Consider the following 21165-nt stretch of genomic DNA (forward strand, 5'->3'; position numbering starts at 1 on the left):
GACCGGGGTGTATCTCGAGTAATCTACACCCAACCTTATTGGAAAGGTTGGTGTGCATCTCTATGCTAGGAGGGTTAGATGAAGATCACGCAATTATCGGTGTTTTTGGAGAACAGAAAAGGCCGGCTTTACGATGTCTGCCTGCTTTTGGGAAAGAACAATATCAATATCCGCGCGCTTACAGTCGCGGAGAACGAGGAGTTCGGCATATTGCGGATCGTGGTGGATAAGCCCGATGAGGCCGCTGCGTTGCTTAAGAAGAACGGTTTTATCGCCAGCCTTACGGACATTGTCGCGGTGGAAGTGGCTGATGAACCCGGCGGGCTTGTCAAGATACTGAAGATCCTCGCCGCTAAGAATATTAACGTGGAATATATGTATGGCTTTGTGGAAAAGGCTTCGCAGAAGGCTATTCTGGTATTCAGGTTCGAGGACCCTGACGCGGCGCTCGCGTTATTGAAGGAGAACAAGATCAATATCGTGGGCAAAAAGGATATGGGAGACCTTTAAAATGCAGGTTGCTTACTGGGATAAGAAGATAGAGACTTTAGACCGCGACGCTTTGAAGAAACTGCAGCTAAAGCGCCTGAAAGAGATCGTCAAATACGCGTTGAAGACCCCGTTCTACAAAAGCCGCCTGAAAAAAGCAGGGATATCCTCGTCCGACGATATAAAGAAATGGGATGATTTCAAAAAGATACCTTTTACTACCAAGGATGACCTGCGGGAATGTTACCCCCGGGGCCTTTTGGCCGTGGATATGGATGATGTGGTCAGGCTGCATACTTCCAGCGGGACTACCGGCGTGCCGACGGTAATTTATCATACCCGTAGGGACCTGGAGCATTGGACCGACCTGGTCGCCCGCTCGATAATCGCCACCGGCGCGGAGAAAAAAGACGTTTTTCAGAATATGATGACCTACGGTATGTTCACCGGCGGTCTGGGCCTGCATTACGGCGCGGAGAAAGTGGGGATGACCATTATTCCCATTGGCGGGGGGAACACCAAGCGCCAGGTGCAGTTGATGAAGGATTTCGGCACGAGCGTGGTCCACGCCACTCCCAGCTATATACTGCATATCCATTCCAAACTTCAGGAATTCGGTGTTACGCTGGCAGACCTGAAGCTCAAAAAAGCCTACCTGGGGGCTGAGCCTTATTCGGAAAATACCCGAAAGAAGGTCGAGGCGCTTTACGGGATAGACGTGTATAATTCTTACGGGATGAGCGAGATGAACGGCCCGGGAGTGGGGTTTGAATGCGTGCATAAATGCGGGATGCACGTCTGGGAGGATGCCTATATAATGGAGGTCATCGACCCGAAGACAGGCAATCTTCTGGCGGATGAAAAAGAAGGCGAAGTGGTTTTTACCAACCTTACGCGCACTGCCACACCTCTTTTACGGTACCGCACCAGGGATATCGCGTGTATCCTTAAGAGCAACTGCCCCTGTAAACGGAGCCATCGCAGGATTTCCCGGATCACCGGCAGGACCGACGACATGATGATAATTAACGGGGTCAATGTTTATCCGTCGCAGATCGAAGAGGTGATCATGCGCATCCCGCAGGTGGGGACCAATTACCAGATCCATCTGGAAAAAGACGGGACCCTGGATAAACTGATCGTGAAGGTGGAGATATATTCCAAGATGTTCAAAGGCGACCTGTCGGAGATCGACGGGCTTAAGGCGAAGATCCGGGATGACCTGCGCGCTTCCATCGTTATTCATCCTGTGGTGGAGCTGCATGAGCCGGGAAGCCTGCCGGTATTCGAGGGCAAGGCCAAGCGGGTGGTTGATAACCGGACAAAATTGTAATTATCGGAGGGACTATGCCTAAGGAACTGAATGTGTTCGTGGAAAACAGGCCGGGAAGGCTGCGCTCTGTGGCGCAGGTGCTTTCAGAAAGCAAGATCAATGTAAGGACTATGACCCTGCAGGATCGGGGCGAATACGGTTTGATGAAGCTGATTGTGAATAATCCAGACCAGGCTTATCTGGCCCTGGCGGACAAAGGTTTTGCCTGCGCCTTGAAAGAGATCCTGGCTATCGCCATAAAAGACAAGCCGGGAAGTTTCCTCAAGCTGACCGAGATATTCACCGATAACAAGGTGAATGTGCTGGATGCCTATGGTTTTGTCATCGAATCCAGCAAACGCGCTGTTTTTTGCATCGAGGTGAAAAATCCCGAGGAGATAAAAAAGGTATTAAAAGAAAACGATTTTGACGTTTTAGAGGACGAGCTTTACGAATTCTGATGGTCATCGATATCCATACCCATATCTGGCCTGAGAAAGTCTCGCTCAAGGCCAAAGAAAGCCTGGAAGCGTTTTTTAAGCTGAGGGCGGTCGCTGATCCCACGGTAAGCAACCTGGTGCGCTTCATGGATAAGAATAAGGTGGATATCAGCGTCGCCTGCGCGGTCGCCTCCAGGCCGGAGCAGGTAAAATCGATTAATAATTGGGCGTTTAGCATCCGGTCGGAGAGGATCAAGGTCTTCGCCTCGCTGCATCCGGATTATCCCGATTGGCCCGCCGAGATTGACAGGATCAAAGCCGGGGCTGACGGGATAAAATTCCAGCCGGAGTTTCAGAATTTTTATGTGGATCAGAAAAACGTTTATCCTATCTACGAGAAAGCGCAGGAATTCGGCCTGCCGATATTATTCCATTGCGGAATGGAGCTTTCCGGGACTATGTTGGTGCGTTCGGCGCCGGATCGGATGCTTAAAGTGAGGAATGATTTCCCAAAGTTAAAAATAGTCGCCGCGCATTTCGGCGGGTTCCAGCTTTGGGATGAAGTTAAAAAATACCTGTTGGGGAAAGATATTTACCTGGATACGGCTTTTTTCTTCGATTTCCTGCCTAAAGAAAAGATCAAAGAGTTGCTGCTGTCGCATAGCCCTGACCGATTGCTTTTTGGTTCGGATTTTCCGCTTACTGATCCGGCAAAAGATATCGAATTTATCCGGGGTCTGGATATTCCGCAGGGACTGAAAGAAAAGATCCTTTATTCTAACGCCGCAACCCTTCTCAAGACCCGGTCTTGAAACGCGTTGGGGCGTAAGGGGTTAGAAGACCGGGTCTTGAGTGGATAAAATAAAAAAGGAAATATGTCAGGATTAGGACTAAAGGAACATTGCCGGAATACCGGCCAAGAGGATAAATGGGAAAGGATCGGGTTTTCCCGAAGGGCGGGGATAGTCGTTCCATTGTTCTCGGTCCATTCGGCCAGGAGCGTCGGCGTGGGCGAACTCGGTGACCTGAAGCTGCTGGTTGACTTGGCTAAGAGATCCGGCAATTCTATAATCCAGCTTTTGCCGATGAATGAGATCGGGCCGGTTTGCTGCCCGTATGATTCGGTCAGCTCTTTCGCTTTGGAGCCTTTATACCTTTCTCTGCGGCTTATCCCCGGATCGCGCAAGGAAAATATCCGCCGGGAGCTGGAGCAATTAAAGAATGATTTTCCGGTCAAAGGCCGGGTCGATTATCGGATCAAGGCGGAAAAGATCAAGATCTTGAAAAAGATATTCGCCCAGACAACGGATCCGGGATTGGATGGGCTCGCCGCTTTTTGCAAAGAGAATTCCTTCTGGCTGGATGATTTCGCGCTTTTCAGGGCGCTCAAGGATTTTTATGAGGGCAAGGCCTGGTATGACTGGCCTCAAGCTTACAGAGAACGCGAGTCCCAGGCGTTGGCGGGCTTTGCCCATTGCCACGATGATGAATTGAAATTCGAAAAGTGGCTGCAATGGCAGCTTTATCAGCAGTTCAAAGAGGCGAAGGATTACGCCGCCAGCAAGGGGGTATTGATAAAAGGCGATCTGCCTATATTGGTATCCCGGGATTCCGCCGATGTTTGGGCGCATACAGGGTTGTTCAAAATGGATTTAGACGCCGGCGCTCCGCCGGATATGTATTGCGCCAAAGGCCAGCGTTGGGGCACGCCCACTTATAACTGGGATCGGATATTCAGCCAGGACGGACAATACCTTAAGGATAAATTACGCTACGCCGAGAACTTTTACGATATCCTGAGGATAGATCACGTGGTGGGTTTGTTTCGTATTTGGAGCATTCAGGTGAGCGAGCCGCAGGAAAATAAAGGCCTGCATGGCTTCTTCGACCCGCATGAGGAGCATAAGTGGTCCGAGCATGGCCGCAGGATATTGAATTTCATCCTAAGCAATACCCGGATGCTTCTTTGCGCCGAAGATCTGGGAGTGATCCCCCGGGCGTGCACCGAGGCGCTCAAGGAAATGTGTATCCCCGGCAATGAGGTGCAGCGTTGGGTCAAGGACTGGCAGGTAAAGCACGATTTCCTTTCCCCCGAGGAATACCGGTTATTCTCCGTTTCTATGCTTTCTACGCACGATACCACCAATTGGCCGGCGTGGTGGGAGAATGAGGCCGGGACTATCGATGAGGGGCTCTTTTTGAGGAAATGCGTTGATCGGGGGATAGACTTCAATTACGTGAAAGATAAATTGTTCGATCCCGGCCTTTCCCGGCACGGCCGCTTAAGATGGCGGGAGGATATCAATTGCGTCGATACCCTGGTGTATATCCTCGGCAGGCGCAGGGAAGAGTTAATGGATTTTATCGATCTTTATGAGAACAGTTTCCAGGAGAAAGAGAAACTCTGGCATAATCTCGGTTTGGAAGGCCCTATGCAGGAGAAATGCGAGGCCAACATTCTCAAACTGGTGTTCAAGGAGAATCTGGCTACGGATTCCGTGTTTTGCGTAAATTTGATCAATGACCTGGCATATCTTGGAGGCATATTCACGCAAGACCCGTATCAGTGCAGGATAAATACCCCGGGAACAGTGAGCCCGGATAATTGGTCTTTAGTCGTCCCTTTGCCGCTGGAAGGGCTGCTTAAATCCGGCCTGGCCGGGGAGATCAAAAAAATGGTTGAGGACTCCGGGCGGTGTTGATATAATTACATAGGAAGAATCTCGTCTAAAGTGCGGGCCCGGTGTAAAATGCACGCTTGGGCGAGTTTGAAAAAGGAGAGGCCCCGCGTATTCCCTCGGGACCGAATGCCTGCCTGCCGGCAGGCAGGCTCGCTTTGCCGAGCTTACATTTGAGGAGCCTTATGGAAAAAACCAAATTCCTGCTAAGTGAGAAAGATATCCCGCAGCAATGGTATAACGTGGCAGCGGACCTGCCGTTTCCGCTTCCTCCTCCGATACATCCCGGGACCAAGAAACCTTTGAATCCCTCCGATCTGGCCCCGATATTTCCCATGAGTTTGATCCGGCAGGAGATGAGCCGGGATAAATGGATCGATATCCCGGATGAGGTCAGGCAGGTTTACGGTATCTGGAGGCCTACCCCTCTTAAGAGAGCGGTCCGTTTGGAAAAGGCGCTAAAGACAAAATGCCGCATTTATTTTAAGGATGAGAGTGTTTCTCCGGCGGGAAGCCATAAGCCCAATACCGCGGTCCCCCAGGCGTATTATAACAAGAAAGAAGGGGTTAAGTGCCTGTGCACTGAGACCGGCGCCGGGCAGTGGGGCAGCGCGTTAAGTTTTGCCTGTCATATGTTCGGGTTGAAATGCCGGGTTTATATGGTCAAGGTGAGTTATCACCAGAAGCCTTTCCGCAAATCGTTGATGCATATCTGGGGATCGGAAGTTATTCCGTCGCCATCTGATCTTACTGAGAGCGGAAAGATGGTCCTGAAACAGGACCCGCATTGTCAGGGGAGTCTGGGGATCGCGATTTCCGAGGCGGTAGAGGACGCGGTAAAAAGCAAGAACGCCCATTACGCCCTGGGCAGTGTGCTTAACCATGTCCTGCTGCACCAGACAGTGATCGGATTGGAAACAAAGATGCAGCTCAAGCTGGCGGGCGAGAAACCGGATTATCTGCTTGCCTGCGTCGGCGGAGGGAGCAATTTCGGAGGATTCGCTTTTCCATTCGTCAAGGACCGGCTGAAGAACGGGGATCTGCGCATAATCGCGGTCGAACCTACAGCCTGCCCCAGCCTGACCAAAGGGCTGTACGCCTATGATTTCGGGGATATCGCCGGGTTGACCCCGTTGTTGAAGATGTGCACCCTGGGGTATAAATTCATTCCCGCGGGGATCCACGCCGGAGGCCTGCGTTATCATGGTATGTCGCCGATGGTCAGCGCGCTTTACGCGAAAAAGATAATCGAGGCGGTTGCCGTGGAGCAGTTGGGCATATTCCAGGCCGCGCGTTTGTTCGCCGAGACAGAAGGGACCATCCCCGCGCCGGAGACCGCGCACGCGATCAAGGCGGCGATCGATGTGGCTAAACGCGAGAAGAAATCCAAGTGCATCGTTTTTAATTTCAGCGGGCACGGGTTCCTGGACCTGGCCTCGTATGATAAATTCATGTCCGGGGAACTGACGAATTACGCCCATCCGGTAAGTGAGATCAAGAAGGCGCTAAGCGCGCTTCCTAAATTATAGAGAGAATGATGGCTAAAGAATTGTTTATCGTCGGAGACCGGGTGTTGATCATCCCGGATGACGACCCTGACCGGACTGACACGGGTTTGTATCTTCCTCAGGGGGTCAAGGAAAGAGAAAAGGTCCAGGCCGGTACTATTTTTAAGACCGGCCCGGGGTATCCCATACCTGACCCGGCTGAGCTGGAGGTGGAGCCCTGGCAGTCGACCAAGGTCGACGGAAAATATTTCCCGCTGCAGGCTAAGGCCGGGGACTACTGTGTTTTTCTGAGGAATGCCGGGATCGAAGTCGATTTCGAGGGGAAGAAATACATCGTAGTCCCGCATTCGGCTATTCTGGTCATCCAGCGCGATAATTTTTAAATATCCTGCCGGATTTTCCGGTCCTGCCCACTTGAAACTATGCCGAAAAAGATCAATCTGCTTTATGTGATCACTAAACTGGAGATGGGCGGAGCGCAACGGCATTTGCTGGAACTTTGCCGTCATCTGGACAAAGAAAAATTCAATGTTTTCCTTTTTACCGCCGCGCAAGGCGTTCTGCTGGAAGATTTCCTTTCGGTAAACAACCTGAATATCAAAAGATCCTCCAATCTTGAGCGCAGCATAAATCCGCTCAAAGACATCGCGGCGCTCTTCGAGATATTTCACTTTATCCGCAAAAACAATATCCAGCTCGCGCATACCCATAGCTCAAAGGCCGGCATAATCGGAAGGATCGCGGCGCGGCTTGCCGGGGTAAAGATAGTGATCCATACGGTGCATGGATGGCCGTTCAATGACTTTCAGGGGTATTTATCCTCGAGATTGTTCGTTCTGATGGAGCGCGTTTGCGCAATGTTTACCGATAAGATAATCGCGGTTTCGCAGGCGGACATTGCGAAAGGTTTAAAGAGCCGGATCGGCCGGCCGGAGAAGTACAGTTTGATCCGTTACGGCATCGATATCCCGGCGTTCGCTTCTCGCAATATTGGCATAAAACAGGAATTGGGTATTCCCGCGGATGATCCGGTAGTCGGGATGATCGCCTGTTTTAAGCCCCAGAAAAATCCTCTGGATTTTATCCGTATGGCGGAGTTGGTCCGCAAGGCTCATCCCAGGGCGAGGTTCATTCTTACCGGTGACGGGATACTCCGCCCCAGGATAGAAGCTCTGGTCAATGAACTGGGCCTGGCTGATAATGTGCTTTTGACCGGCTGGCGCAGGGATGTCCCGGCTATACTGTCAACGCTGGATATTTTCGCGCTCAGTTCATACTGGGAAGGCCTACCTATTGCCGTCCTTGAGGCTATGGCCGCGTCGAAACCGGTCGTGGCTACTGATACAGGCGGCATAACTGAGGTTATCCGGGATGGGGAGAACGGGTTTTTGGTAAAGCCCGGGGATATCGCCAAAATGGCCGCGAAAGTGTCGTTGCTCCTGGCTGATCGCTCTTTGCGGGAAAGGTTGGCTATGAACGCCTCCAAAAGCCTTTCCAGCGCTTTCACCACGACGGATATGTGCCGGAATACCGGCAATCTTTATTCTTTCCTGATCAAACAAGCAATGATATAATAGCACCATGCTTTTTCAATACATTTTTATCGCTTTTAGCAGTTTTTTCTTGGCTGTAGCCGCAATAATCATCAGCCGCAAAATAGTCCGGAAACGGAAGTTCCTGATTGTCAAGAACATGCCTTTGATCGGCGGTCTTTCAATCGGCCTGGCGTTTTTTATGACTTCTTGTCTGGTCTTCGGTTTTTATCCTGTTATTCCATCCAAGGTAATTGGTATTTTATCCGCATGCGGGTTAATGTTGTTTTTCGGGGTTATGGACGATGTCCGCGAGATGCCGGCTTTGCTCAAGCTGATCTTGCAGGTCATCGCTGCCGGGCTGGTGATCTTTTTCGGGGTGAGGACTAATATAGGCTTTTTGCCGGAAACAGTGAACTACGCGTTGACTTTAGTCTGGATATTAGTCATAACCAACGCGGTTAACCTGTTGGATGTAACCGACGGCCTCGCCGGAGGAACGGTTTTTTTGGCGGGAACGTCTTTTTTCATAGTCGCGGTTTTTACCGGCGATACCGCTGCCTGTTCTTTGCTCCTTTGTTTTTTGGGCGGGTTAGCCGCGTTCCTGCTGTATAATTTCCCCCCGGCAAAGATCTATATGGGCAATGCCGGAAGCCATTTTCTGGGTTTTTTTCTGGCGGTGATCGCTATTCTGCTCCAAGGTTCTTGGGCAGGGAGGGCGCCCGCGTCATTCAGCCCGTTGTTCATTCTGGGGCTCCCCATATTTTATATCGTATCAATGATGTGGGTACATCTGCAGAAAGGCAGGTCTTTGTTCATTAAGATCAACGGATATCCGGCAGGCCGGACATACGCGTCGGTTTATGCGCAGCGGATGGACCTGTGCATGATGCTTGGTTTTTGTTTTATTTTATGCTGCGCGGGGGTGCTGGTCAGCCGGTTTTCCAATCCGGTTTTTTGTTTTCTATAAAGCAGGTATTCAATGGCTGATAAAAGGATAATCATACTGGGCGCAGGGTTAAGCGGATTAAGCGCGGCCTGGCATCTGCAGAAAAAAGGGATAGATTGCTCTGTTTTTGAAGCGCAGGGCCAGCCAGGGGGATTATGCCGCTCCAAGGAAGTGGATGGGTTCGTATTCGATTACTGCGGGCATCTGCTGCATTTCAAGCATGAATACACCTTCAGGCTGGTAAAAAGCCTGCTCGGGGATAATCTTCACCTTCATAAACGGGATTCGCGGATCTATTTCAATTCCCGGTTCACCCCGTATCCTTTTCAGGCTAATCTTTACGGCCTGCCGCCGGCAATAGTCAAAGAGTGCCTTGCGGGATTTATTGAAAAAGGCGAAGCGGACAAGCGCGGCGGCAAAAACTCTATGAATTTCCGCGATTGGATCTATTTTAATTTCGGCAAAGGTATCGCCAAGTATTTTATGGTCCCCTATAACACCAAATTCTGGGGTTTGCCGCCGCAGCGGATCACCTGCGAGTGGCTGAATGATTTTATCCCGGTGCCTTCGCTGGATCAGGTGATCGAAGGGGCTATCGGACAGAGCCGTGAAGAGTTCGGTTACAACCGGCAGTTCTGGTATCCTAAAAAAGGCGGGATCAGTTCGCTGGCGCGGGCTTTAGCCGGACAGTTGAGCAATCTCCATCTTAACAGCAAAGTCGTCGCCATAGACCCGGGAAAAAGAGAGGTCGGGCTCGCTTCCGGGCGCCGGGTAGGCTATGACCGGCTTATCTCCTCCATACCTTTGCCGGAGATGCCCGGGTTGATCAGGAAAATGCCTGCCGCGGCGCGGCGGCCGTTTGCCGGGCTGCGATGGAATTCTATTTTTAACCTGAACCTGGGAATAGAAGGGATGGATTGGGGCAGGAAGCACTGGGCCTATTTTCCGCAGCCGGATATAAGTTTCTTCCGCGTAGGATTCTTCCATAATTTTTCGCCGGCGCTCGCTCCGGCTGGCAAGGGTTCGCTGTATGTGGAACTGGCGCATCATCCGGATAGTCCCCCGGACACAAAACGGGCCATAACCCGGCTTATTAAGGACCTGAAAAATACCGGTCTGCTCAATAGCCGCGCCAACGTGGTTTGCCGGGACGTGAACAGGATCAAATACGCTTATCCGGTTTACGACCGGTATTACGCCGCTGCGCGCAAGGGGGCTGTGGATTTTTTGTCCTCTAACAGGGTCATTCCCGTCGGACGTTACGGGGCGTGGCGTTATCTTTCAATGGAAGGCGCCCTTCTTGAAGGCAAGAGGGTCGCGGATCTGGTGACCAACCATGGCTGATCAAAGGCTTAAGAAGATATATACCTGCCGCCGGATTTTATGGGACCTGGCGCTTAAGCAGCTTAAGAGCCGGTATTCCGGGGCGCGGCTGGGCCTGTGGTGGGCTTTTATCACCCCGCTGATCCTGGCGCTGTGCATTAATTTCGTTTTTATCTCCGTTTTTAAGATCAAGATGGAGAATTACACCGTTTTTGTCCTGGCCGGGATCCTGGCCTGGTTTTTCAGCGTCAATACCTTATCCGAATCCGCGGAATCCTTCCTGGTAAACGCCCAGGTATTGAAACAAAATCTTTTCCCCCGGGAGTTCATTCCGGTCTCCTTAGTCCTGACTAATCTGCTTAATTTTATCATCGGTCTGGCCTTGTTGCTGCCGGTATTCATCCTGCTCAAGCCTTCTGTTGCCGGGGTATTGGCCCTGTTGATCCCGGGGATCATCCTGCACGCGTTATTCCTGGCGGGGATGGCCTTGATCCTGGCGACGGTCAACGTTTTCTTCAGGGACCTTTCTCATTTTCTGGGCATAGCCTTCATGGCCTGGTTCTGGGTCACCCCGGTTTTTTATTCGGGCCGGATGCTTCCGGAAGAGCTGAAGTGGATATCCGCCCTTAATCCGATGGCGTATTATATCGCCTGGTATCAGAATATACTTTTTGAGGCCGCGGTCCCGGGCACCTTGACTATTGCCGTTTCCTGCGGCATATCGCTGTTTGTTTTTTTTGCGGGATATCGGTTTTTTCTGAAGAACGAGCATAACCTGCTGAAAAAGATATGAACGTGATCGAGTTAAAGAATGTGTCTGAGAAATACCGGATAAAATTCATCCGGGACAGCCGCGTTTCCTGGGAAGAGGTCTGGGCTTTACAGGACCTGAACCTGGAAGTCGCCAAGGGCGAGGTCATTGGCGTTATCGGCCCTAACGGCGCGGGCAAAACCACGCTGTTGAAGCTGATATCGGGTATGCTTATGGCGGATAAAGGGACGGTCAGCGTCCAGGGCCGGGTGGCGGTGTTGATGGAATTAGGGGCGGGATTCAACCCTGAATTCACCGGCAGGGAGAATATCAAACTGAACGCCCGGATATACGGGTTGAATGAAGATAAGCTGGAAGAGCAAATGGCGAATATTATTTCTTTCGCCGGGCTGGAGAATTTTATCGACGCCCCGATAAAGAGTTATTCCCAGGGGATGTTCATGCGCCTGGCGTTCGCCCTGGCTATATACGTTGACCCGGATATCCTGCTTATAGACGACATCCTGGCGGTCGGCGATCAGGAGGCGCAGGAAAAATGCGTTAAAAAGGTATTTGAGTTCAAGAAGGCAGGAAAGAATATCATTGTGGTCAGCCATGACCTGAATATCATCGCGAAACTATGCGATAAGGTGATACTGCTGGAAAAAGGGAAGATCGTTGACAGCGGCATGCCGGAAGAGGTGATCAACCGGTACCTTGAGACCGTGGGTAATCACGCGGGCATCGCTACTTTGTCCGGGGATAAAATAAGGCTGGTATTCAATAACGGGAAGATCATTTTGAGCCGCGGGGGATCGCCGGTGACAGCCGGTATGGGCGGATACGTGATGTATTTAGCCGCGGGGCAGAATTACTGGATCCCGTCTTTTAACCTTACCTGGCGGATCGCTGATAGTTCCCCGGAAGGCATAATTGCCGAGGGCAGGAACTCGGACGGCGCGGTCGCGCAGATATGGAATATCGGATTTCAAGACAACCGGATAACCCTGAATGTGGAGTTGAAGGATAAGACCGCAAAGGATTTTCGTTTTGACCTGGGAATGAATGCCCAGTATACAAAGTGGCTGGGCCGCGACGCCTTCAGGCCTTTTCCCGGATTTACCCATAAATTCAATTATCAGAACCTTGATTTCGGCTCCGGGAGGGTGATGTCCGTGGGATTGTCTTCGGATGACGGGCAGATGCCTCCGGTGGTACTGCAGTCCGGCGATAAGGATACCAGCATAAAATTATTTAATTCCGGATACGACCAGGAGGCCAGGATCGTGCAGATGTGCTCGGCTAACAACGAACTGCTGGCTTTGAGCCTGGAATTCCTGACCGCGGATGAGTTTCAGGAGCGGATAAAAGAACAGGCCGAAAGGCGGGCTTTGGAGGAAGAGCAGGAAAGACAGCGGATCATATTTGAGAAAGAGCAGGCCCGGCAGAGGCGTATCGAGGAGTCCCAGCAGAAGATCCAGCGCGATATCATCCGCCGCGAAGAAGAACGGAACCGGCGTATCGCCGACTGCACATTGGTTTCCGGTGACCTGTGTTTTTTCGCCGACCTGGAATCGAGATTGCTGCGGATAAGCTATAAGGATAAAGAATTGACCGGGATATACGGCCTTTATACGGTATTTACCTCCCCGGGCACTGTTTCTAACCTGAACAAGGTTGACTGGAGGTTTGAACGGGTATCACCGGCCTGTTTGAGGCTGTCGGCTGATTTCGAACACCTGTCATTATCCCTGGAATTCAACTGCGCGGAGCGCAACTGCCTGGATATTAAGATCGATATGGAAATAACCAAGGATATCGAATTGCTTTCCCGGAATGTCGTTATGGAGATCGTCAGGAAATATGATGGTTGGGTTACCGCTTATGAAAGCGGTGATTGGCTCGGCCAAAGGTATGTTAACGGAATTTTACCGGTCAGATTAAAAGACAGCATGGTATCCGCGGTAATGATAAGGCCCGGCAAGACCGATGAGGATACTCCGGCTGTGCGTTTTGAGTCTTTTTCCGCTGATAACACGGTCCTGGGTATATACAAACGCATGCGATCCGAGAGCGAGACTATCTGCCTGAATTACGCCCCGATCATTTTGGGGAGGAAGCATCGTTTCTCGCCCGGCCGGTACGAGTATTTCAAAGGACGGATCAGTTTAGGCAAGGAGAGCGGATTTACTGAGCATCGGGCGGAAAACAAGGTCATTAAGCTGGATAACTCCGGCTTGAAGTTTGTTTTTGAACGGGGCAAAAGCAGCATCTTTTATGAAAACAGGGAACTGACCCGGGGGCTGGGTTTCTTCACGTCAGTCCGTTATAACGGCATATGGTATGATTCATATCAGGCTATTTGGCGTCTGGACGCGGGCGCCAAGGATAAAATAACCATTTCAGGGGACTGGCCGTATGTGCCGCTTTCCCAGATATGGGAGGTTGAATTGCTGGACGCCAGGCGCATAGCCCTAAGGATAAAAGCCAGGATCTACGAGGAAGCGGATATAGAAATGATCCAATGTAATCTTATGTTGGCTGGTTTTTATAAGATATGGTCGGTTTCCGCCGGAGCTGTAAAAGGCGATTTCCCCGATGAGTATACCGCGGATTACGATATCCTGCCTTTCCGGTTCTGGTACGGGAAAAGCCGCGATATCCGCGCGATTGGCGCGGGCCAGCCTTCAGTGTCTTTTGTCAATTCATCGCAAGATGACAAGTTCACCGGGATCGTCGAAAATACCGATTCTTTCCAGCAGGGCCGGCTTTTGCAGTATCAACGGACCGCCGGCGCGGGTTTAACGTCTGATGGGGATTTTTTTAACGGCGAGATCATAATCGGCTCCAATGGATAAACTGCGGAAGTTCAGAGAATACCTGAAAGACGGGAATTTGTCCTATGCCATAAAAAGGTCATTGGGATATCTTGTTTTCCTGATCAAAAAACAGGCGCTTAAATTCCGGCCCGGTTCCGAGCGCTCCATTTCCCGGGGGAAGTTGAAGGTTAGCTGCGATAAGCGCGGCGTGACTATATCCTATGACGGCAAGATGTTGACTTCCGGCGCCGGGTTGAATCAGGGGATAAAGACGTCCGGGCGGTGGTTTAATTCCACCAGCGCCGCCTGGCGGGTGATCGAGGAGAGGCCCGATCGCTTAAAGATCGCGGTATCCTTTTCAAAAATAGGCCTGAGCCAGATATGGGCGGTTAATATAGAAGGTGAAAGCCGGATCTCCTGGAATGTGACATTCGACTCCAAGTATCCGCGGATTATCGAAGAGATGCGCATGGTCTGTTTGACCAGGCCGGTTTATAAGAACTGGGTGGTTGATTATCAGCAAGGGGATTTTCCGCGGCTTGGCGATAACTGGCGGGAGCTTTTCTTCGGCCGGAAAAAGGCCAGGCTCGCCGGGGTGAGGTTTTCGGTAAACGACCTGATGATCCCGTCTTTCGTGATCCGGACGGAAAATGAAGGGGGGTTGTTGCCCATAATCCAGAACCCTCCGTCGGGGGACCAGGCGAATATAATCGGGTTTATGTTCGCCGGATTAAAGGTCCTGGACCGGGATGCCGGGCGCCAGGATATTTTCAAGGCAAGCATCGAATTGTTCGAGAAAGAAGATGATCTGGATGCCCTTATCGAAAAAACGCGCCAGGAGGAAATAAATGCCTCAAGCGCTAAAACGGCGGTTCGTCCCGGCAAAAAAAGGAAACTAAAGATCGTTCTGGCAAATCTTCCCTGGACCAAGGACAATAAGTGGGGAGTTCGCGCCGGATCGCGCTGGCCGCACATCAAAGATAAAGCGGAAGAGGGGTTTTATCAGCCTTTCCCGTTTTTCCTGGCATACGCAGCCAGCCTGCTTGAGCGTAACGATTATCAGGTCTTTTTGATCGATTGCCTGGCGGAAAAGATAAACCCGGAAAAGTTTTCCGAGCGGCTTTCCCGGTTCGCCCCGGACCTTTTAGTGGCCGAGACCTCTACGCCCTCATTGAACAATGACCTGGCGCTGCTTAAGAAGATCGCCCGCAAGGACCTGCAGATTTGCCTGACCGGACCGGATGTGAATATCCGAAATCCGCAGTTCCTTACCGAGCACGGGTATATCGATTATTGCCTGTCCGGGGAATATGAATTTGCCCTGTTGGAGCTGGTAAAAAAACTTTCGCAGGGCTTTACGTTGGATGATCTGCCGGGTTTGGTCTGCGTTAGTAACGATCAGATCATTAATAACGCCCCCGGACCGCTGGGGGACCTGGATACCTTGCCTTGGCCTGCCAGGGCGAGTTTGCCGATGGACAAATATCTGGATACGCCCGGAGGCATCCCTATCCCTTCCGCGCAGATGCTCGCTTCGCGCGGCTGCCCGTTCGGTTGTGTTTTCTGCCTTTGGCCCCAGGTTATGTATAACGGTAATACCTACCGCCCGAGGAATGTGACCGACGTAGTGGATGAAATGGAATATCTGGTGAAGAAAATGGGTTTTCGGTCCATTTATTTCGACGATGACACGTTCAATATCGGCAAGGACAGGATGATCGCATTGAGCAGGAAGATCCAGGAGCGCGGCCTGGCGACTGTTCCCTGGGCGATCATGGCCAGGCCCGACCTTATGGACGAGCATGTCATCAGCAAGATGAGAGAGGCGGGTTTAACCGCGGTAAAATACGGATTGGAATCAGCCTGCCAGGAGCTGGTTAATGCCTGCGGCAAGCGGATGGACTTGAAGCTGGCCGAGAAGAACATACTTTTTACCCAGAGCCTGGGCATCAAGACGCATCTCACCTTTACCTTCGGGCTGCCCGGCGAGACCAAGACCACGATAAAAAGGACTATTGATTTTGCGCTTAGGATAAACCCTGCTTCGCTGCAGTTTTCCATCACCACCCCGTTCCCCGGCACCGCTTATTTTGAGCAGTTGAGCAGAAAAAAGCAGATAATCGGGAATAACTGGGATGATTACGACGGAAACTCAAAAAGCGTGATCAAACTTGATACTTTAAGCGCCAGGCAGCTGGAATTAGCCAGGCACAATGCCATCAGAATATGGAACAACCGGGATAAGGCGCGAAGGCCTTTCCTGTCCGGCTGCGCGGATAAGATCCGGTGTTATTACCGGCAGGGCGGGTTTTGGTTCACCCTTAAACGCGGCGGCAGATATTTCGCTAATAAAAGTTCGGAAGCGGGCGCGTATCTGGATAAGATATTGCGTTATTGTTTCCCGGGCGGGGTATTGTTCACCCTCAAACGCGGCGCCAGATATTTGAAAAAGATAAATCCGGTTTATTTGATCAAGAGTATACGGGATCATCATTTGGAGATTATGGGTATCTTTGACGGAAAACGGGCCTTTAAGGGGCCGCATACCGTGCAGATAGACCTTACCGATCATTGCAATAATAATTGCCTGGCCTGTTGGTGCAATTCGCCGCTTTTAAGCGAAGAAAGACTACAGCGGCATAAGGACAGCCTTGACCTCAAAAGGATAAAAGACCTGATCACCGAATTGAAAGGCATGGGGCTGGCCGAGATATATTTTTCCGGAGGCGGCGAACCGTTTATGCATCCGGATATACTGGAGGTGGTCGGGCATGCCAAGGGATTGGGCATAAGCTGTTCGATAAACACGAATTTCACGCTGGTCGATAAAAAGATCATTGACAGCCTGATAGCAATGAAAGTCGACCATCTTACGGTAAGCGTGTGGGCGGGCAGCGATGATGTTTATAGATCGCTTCATCCGAATTGCCGGGAGAACGAGTTTTACCGCATCCGGGATGTGTTGACCGAGCTTAACATCTGTAAAAATGAATTTCCTTACGTTAAGATATACAACGTGATCTGCAACCTGAATTACGGCGAGATCAAAAGGATGCTGGATTTTGCCGGGCAGACTCTGTCGGATTACGTGGAATTCACAGTGGTGGATACAATGCCCGGCGCGACCGAGTCGCTTATCCTGAGCGAGGAGCAGAATAAAGATATTATCCGGCAGTTCGAGGAGGTCAAAAACGACCCGCATTACAGCCGCTGCGCGAAGCCCGGAATAGTCAATCTGGAGCATTTTCTGCGCAGGGTAGCCAATGTGGACGGCCAAAAAGCGGAATATGACAGTAAATTCCTGGAGGGTCTGCCTTGTTATGTCGGTTGGCTTTTTGCCCGGATCCTGCCTAACGGAGATGTCAATTCCTGCTTGAAGTCGCATCGTTTTCCAGTAGGCAATATATACCATGATCCTTTCAAGATAATCTGGAATTCGGATAAACAATCGTACTTTCGCCGGAAGACTTTAAATTCGAGGAAGGATGACCCGTTTTTCGCCTACATCGGGAATGATCCGAAATGCCCCACGGGCTGTTACAAGAGCTGCGACGACATAAGCAGGAATGTCGCTATGCATAACAAGATCCGCTCCTTTGGCGGATACGAGAAGCTGATCTTCAGGATCGCCGGAAAGTTCGGGATGTTCGGTAAGGTCTAAAAGGGGGAAGCGTGGTATTTAAGAAGGCCGATATATTATTGGTGGTGGCGCCGCCGTTCTTGGTGCGCATGCCGCATATTGGGATAGCCTATCTGGCCAGGTATCTGAGGGCCCAGGGGTTTGATCCCGCTGTCTACGACCTGAGCATTGAACTGCACAATAACGCGGCGCCGGATTTGCGGCGTTTCTGGCGGGCGGATTCCTTGAACACTTATTTTTGCACCGAGATAGCGGATATGATCTACCGGAGCTTCCGCCGGGAGATAAATAAATTCGTGGATGATTTTCTGGCCAGTGACATAAGGGCTATCGGATTCACGGTGAATATAATAAATATTTTTCTGATCAACCGCATAGCCAAGATGATCAAGGACAGGGACCCTTCCAGGTTCGTGATCCTGGGCGGGCCGGCGACATTCTTCCACCATCCCCGCGACTTGATCGCGCCTTGTCACGCGGACCTTTGCGTCATCGGCGAAGGGGAGACGGTCCTTACCAATATCCTGCGTTCTTTGTCCGCCGGCAAAAAGATCAAGCGCGCTGCGGGCATACTCCTGGGCCGGGACGTGGGCAGGCGCCAGCCCGAGCCCGCGCCGGTGATCGCCGATCTTGACACAATACCATTCCCGGATTACGCCGAATTTGATCTGAGCAAGTATAACCTGGATACAATGTACCAGCCGATACCCATATTGATGAGCCGCGGCTGCGTCAGGAGATGCGCGTATTGTATCGATCATCTGATGTGGCCCAAGTACCGGTTTCGTTCGCCCGGCCATATAATGGAGGAGATTGTTTACCAGATCAAGAATAACAAGGCTCAGGCCTTTGAGATGGTCGATCTGTGCTGCAACGGGAACTTGAAGCAGTTGGAAGAGTTAAGCGATATGATCATTGGGTCAGGGTTGGAGTTTCCCTGGGTCAGTTACGCGATAATCCGGGACGGGATGACCGCCGGACTTCTGGCGAAGATCAAGAAATCCGGATGCAGCACTTTGATCTACGGGGTGGAGAACGGTTCGGACAGGGTGTTGCGCTTGATGGGAAAGAATTACACCGCGGCAAAGGCCTCGGAGGTGATCCGGATGACCTGCGAGGCGGGGATAAGGGTGAATATCAATTTGATCCTGGGTTTCCCCGGAGAAACCGAGGATGATTTCAATAGAACGCTGGAGTTCGTCAGCTCGAACAAGGATTATATCCAAGAGGTTACCAATGTCTCCGCGTGCACGTTATTCCCAGAGGCGGATCTGGGCAGGAACAAATGGAAATACGGGGTATGTTTCAGGAAGGGGACTGATCCGATGCTTTTTACCGACGCCAATGGCGTGGACCGCATAGAACGGCATGCCCGGGTTACGCGCATGGTTGAGCAGATCAGTGACCTGGGTCTTTCCAAAGTTTTGGTGAACAAGGCCGCCCTTAATCCCCAGGTAAAGATAATTCTGGAAAATGAAAAGAATAAATAAGGTTTTTATAGTTTTGGCGTTGTTCCTTGCCGCAGTATTCATCGAGGGGTATCACTGGGCGATAAAGAAATTGCGCCGGTGGACATTATATCCGGGGGGATAGTTTGAAGATACTTTTGATCCATCCGCACGACATATTCTCCGGCCTTGAGCCCTGGACTATCCGGATCGTTAATTTCGCCCGGGAATTCCAGCGGATGGGCCATGAGGTGAAACTGGCTTACTGCCCGCGGGAACGCGGCGAAGAAGGATGCCCCGGGGAGCTGGAAGGGATCGGGATCATAAGGTTGAGCAGGAAAGTCGGGGTGATCCCGCTTTTAAATAATCTGCGCGCTGTATTAAAAGCCGGGCGATGGGCCGATATTATACATTTTCAGAAGTGTTTTCATTATACCGCGATACCGGCTTTGTGCGCCGGCCTGATCCTGAATAAGCCTTTGCATTATGACTGGGATGACTGGGAGGAGAAGATATGGTACCATTCGAATGTCGGCTCTCTGCACACAATGATCTTTGGTAATTTTATCCGTTTACTGGAAAGATATATCCCTCTTTGCGCGGATACGATCTCGGTTTCAAGCGGGCATTTAAGAAAGATCTGCCGCCGGATCGGGGTCAGCGATGAGCGGATTTGTGACGCGCCGGTAGGGGCGGACCTGGTAAAATTTAACCCCCGGCGCAGCGCCGGCAATGTCCGGGAGAAATACGCCCTGGGCGAAAAAACGATAGTCTTGTATCTGGGGCAATTGAACGGCTGCCAGTACGTGGAGATGTTTATCGAGGCGGCCAGGGCTGTGTGCGCGGACCGGACGGAAACGGTATTCCTGGTAGTTGGACAAGGCTATATGATGGGCTGGCTGGTTGAACTGGCGGACAGCCTGGGGATCTCCCGGAATGTTGTTTTTACCGGCCCGGTGGAACATGAGTTGATCCCGGAATATATAGCCGCCAGCGACATTTGCGTCGCCTCTTTTGAGGATAATCAGGTAACCGCCTGCAAGAGCCCTTTAAAGATCGCGGAATATCTTGCTTCCGGGAAACCTATTGTGGCTTCCAGCGTGGGAGAGGTTCCGGTGATGGTTAACGGGGCCGGTATATTGGTGCGGGCCGGCGATCCCAACGCACTGGCGGAGGGAATAATGCGGCTTATTGATGAGCCTGGGCTGCGCAAGGAATTAGGGGCCAAAGCCAGGAAACAGGCGCAGGATAAATATAATTGGCGCAGCAGCGCGGAGAATTTAGTCGGGGCTTACAAAACGTCCGGAGGGCGCAAATGATATCGGTTATCATACCTGTTTATAATGAAAGCCGGAATCTTAAGGTCCTTTACCCGCGGTTGTCCGGCGTTATGGATGATCTCAGTGAGATTTACGAGTTGATCTTCGTGGATGACAATAGCGCGGATGATAGTTATGCGGTGCTCAAAAGATTTGCCGCAGGCAATGAGCGGGTCAAACTAATCCGGCTTGGCCGCAATTTCGGCCAGACATTGGCTATCCAGGCGGGGATAGATAATGCCAAAGGGGATTTGCTGGTAATAATAGACGCTGACCTGCAGAATGACCCGGTTGATATCCCTCTATTGCTGGAAAAGGTCCGGCAAGGTTATGATGTGGTAAGCGGCTGGCGGATAAACAGGAAGGACCCGCTTTTTGCCAAGAAGATACCGTCGTATGTCGCTAATAAACTGATCGGGATTCTATTCGGGATAAAGATACATGATCTGGGTTGCGGCCTTAAGGCTTATAAAAAAGAGGTTTTTCGGGGTTTAAGGCTTTATGGCGAGATGCACAGGCTTTTGCCGGTTTACCTGGCTATGCGGGGGGTAACTATGGCCGAGGTCGAGGTGTCGCATACCCAGCGCAGTTCCGGCAAGAGCCATTACGGCTGGACGCGGATATTCAAAGTCTGCCTGGATATGGTGACCTTGAGATTTTTCGATTCATATGCCACCAAGCCGATATACTTTTTCGGCGGTTTCGGTTTGTTCCTGATGGCCTGCGGGATGATCTGCGGCACGGCGGTAATGATCAGGACTATCGTTTTCGCAGGGCTTTGGATAAGCCCGCTGCTTTTCATATCGCTGATGTTTTTTACCATGGGTATGATGCTGGTGCTGATGGGGTTGATGGCGGAGATCATCATAAGGATCTATTACGGGGCAAAAGCCGAAGACAACCAGCCTTATCAGATCAAGGATATTTTTCAGAAAAACGACCATTCGACTGCCTAAT

At 51.2% G+C, this 21165-nt stretch carries 16 protein-coding genes; all 16 read left to right on the top strand.

Translation table 11 applies throughout. The features are described 5' to 3' along the window. The first annotated feature begins 78 nt into the window (after positions 1–78). The 16 genes from M0R35_05010 (at position 79) to M0R35_05085 (ending at position 21164) form a co-directional block, all read left to right on the top strand. Positions 79–510 carry an ACT domain-containing protein gene (locus M0R35_05010; GenBank protein MCK9595020.1) on the top strand — a complete coding sequence of 144 codons (432 nt, stop codon included), beginning with the start codon at positions 79–81 and terminating at the stop codon, positions 508–510. A 1-nt stretch (position 511) separates the two neighbouring features. After that, positions 512–1822 (top strand): phenylacetate--CoA ligase, encoded by a 1311-nt coding sequence (locus M0R35_05015; protein MCK9595021.1) that lies wholly within the window; start codon positions 512–514, stop codon positions 1820–1822. 14 nt (positions 1823–1836) lie between these two features. Continuing rightward, positions 1837–2262, top strand: coding sequence for an ACT domain-containing protein (locus tag M0R35_05020; GenBank protein ID MCK9595022.1), 426 nt, complete (start codon positions 1837–1839; stop codon positions 2260–2262). Then, positions 2262–3053, top strand: a complete 792-nt coding sequence (locus M0R35_05025) for an amidohydrolase family protein (protein ID MCK9595023.1) — start codon at positions 2262–2264, stop codon at positions 3051–3053. The genes M0R35_05020 and M0R35_05025 overlap by 1 nt, the downstream gene beginning before the upstream one ends. A gap of 63 nt (positions 3054–3116) precedes the next feature. Beyond that, complete coding sequence (gene malQ, locus M0R35_05030; GenBank protein MCK9595024.1) at positions 3117–4943, top strand: 4-alpha-glucanotransferase; 1827 nt, start codon at positions 3117–3119, stop codon at positions 4941–4943. 161 nt (positions 4944–5104) lie between these two features. After that, on the top strand, positions 5105–6448 hold the full coding sequence (locus tag M0R35_05035) for a TrpB-like pyridoxal phosphate-dependent enzyme (GenBank protein ID MCK9595025.1): 1344 nt from the start codon (positions 5105–5107) through the stop codon (positions 6446–6448). Between the two features lie 5 nt (positions 6449–6453). Then, entirely contained in the window at positions 6454–6810 is a 357-nt protein-coding gene (locus M0R35_05040; GenBank protein MCK9595026.1) for a co-chaperone GroES family protein, read from the top strand. Between the two features lie 39 nt (positions 6811–6849). Continuing rightward, a complete protein-coding gene (locus M0R35_05045) occupies positions 6850–8001 on the top strand; it encodes a glycosyltransferase family 4 protein (protein ID MCK9595027.1) in 1152 nt (383 codons plus the stop codon). A 49-nt stretch (positions 8002–8050) separates the two neighbouring features. Further along, positions 8051–8929 carry an undecaprenyl/decaprenyl-phosphate alpha-N-acetylglucosaminyl 1-phosphate transferase gene (locus tag M0R35_05050; protein ID MCK9595028.1) on the top strand — a complete coding sequence of 293 codons (879 nt, stop codon included), beginning with the start codon at positions 8051–8053 and terminating at the stop codon, positions 8927–8929. Positions 8930–8941: 12 nt separating this feature from the next. Beyond that, positions 8942–10252 carry an FAD-dependent oxidoreductase gene (locus M0R35_05055; GenBank protein MCK9595029.1) on the top strand — a complete coding sequence of 437 codons (1311 nt, stop codon included), beginning with the start codon at positions 8942–8944 and terminating at the stop codon, positions 10250–10252. Beyond that, the gene (locus M0R35_05060; GenBank protein MCK9595030.1) at positions 10245–11024 is read left to right on the top strand and encodes an ABC transporter permease; all 780 of its coding nucleotides are present in this window, start codon (positions 10245–10247) and stop codon (positions 11022–11024) included. The genes M0R35_05055 and M0R35_05060 overlap by 8 nt, the downstream gene beginning before the upstream one ends. Continuing rightward, the gene (locus tag M0R35_05065) at positions 11021–13840 is read left to right on the top strand and encodes an ATP-binding cassette domain-containing protein (protein ID MCK9595031.1); all 2820 of its coding nucleotides are present in this window, start codon (positions 11021–11023) and stop codon (positions 13838–13840) included. The genes M0R35_05060 and M0R35_05065 overlap by 4 nt, the downstream gene beginning before the upstream one ends. Next, positions 13833–17462 carry a radical SAM protein gene (locus M0R35_05070; GenBank protein ID MCK9595032.1) on the top strand — a complete coding sequence of 1210 codons (3630 nt, stop codon included), beginning with the start codon at positions 13833–13835 and terminating at the stop codon, positions 17460–17462. Before M0R35_05065 ends, M0R35_05070 begins: the two co-directional genes overlap by 8 nt. Before the next feature lie 11 nt (positions 17463–17473). Continuing rightward, on the top strand, positions 17474–18931 hold the full coding sequence (locus tag M0R35_05075) for a radical SAM protein (protein ID MCK9595033.1): 1458 nt from the start codon (positions 17474–17476) through the stop codon (positions 18929–18931). A 104-nt stretch (positions 18932–19035) separates the two neighbouring features. Beyond that, on the top strand, positions 19036–20208 hold the full coding sequence (locus M0R35_05080; protein MCK9595034.1) for a glycosyltransferase family 4 protein: 1173 nt from the start codon (positions 19036–19038) through the stop codon (positions 20206–20208). Further along, positions 20205–21164 (top strand): glycosyltransferase family 2 protein, encoded by a 960-nt coding sequence (locus tag M0R35_05085; protein MCK9595035.1) that lies wholly within the window; start codon positions 20205–20207, stop codon positions 21162–21164. The genes M0R35_05080 and M0R35_05085 overlap by 4 nt, the downstream gene beginning before the upstream one ends. The last annotated feature ends 1 nt before the right edge of the window (position 21165 follow it).

This window comes from Candidatus Omnitrophota bacterium (assembly GCA_023227985.1).
Classification (GTDB): Bacteria; Omnitrophota; Gorgyraeia; order Gygaellales; family Profunditerraquicolaceae; genus JALOCB01.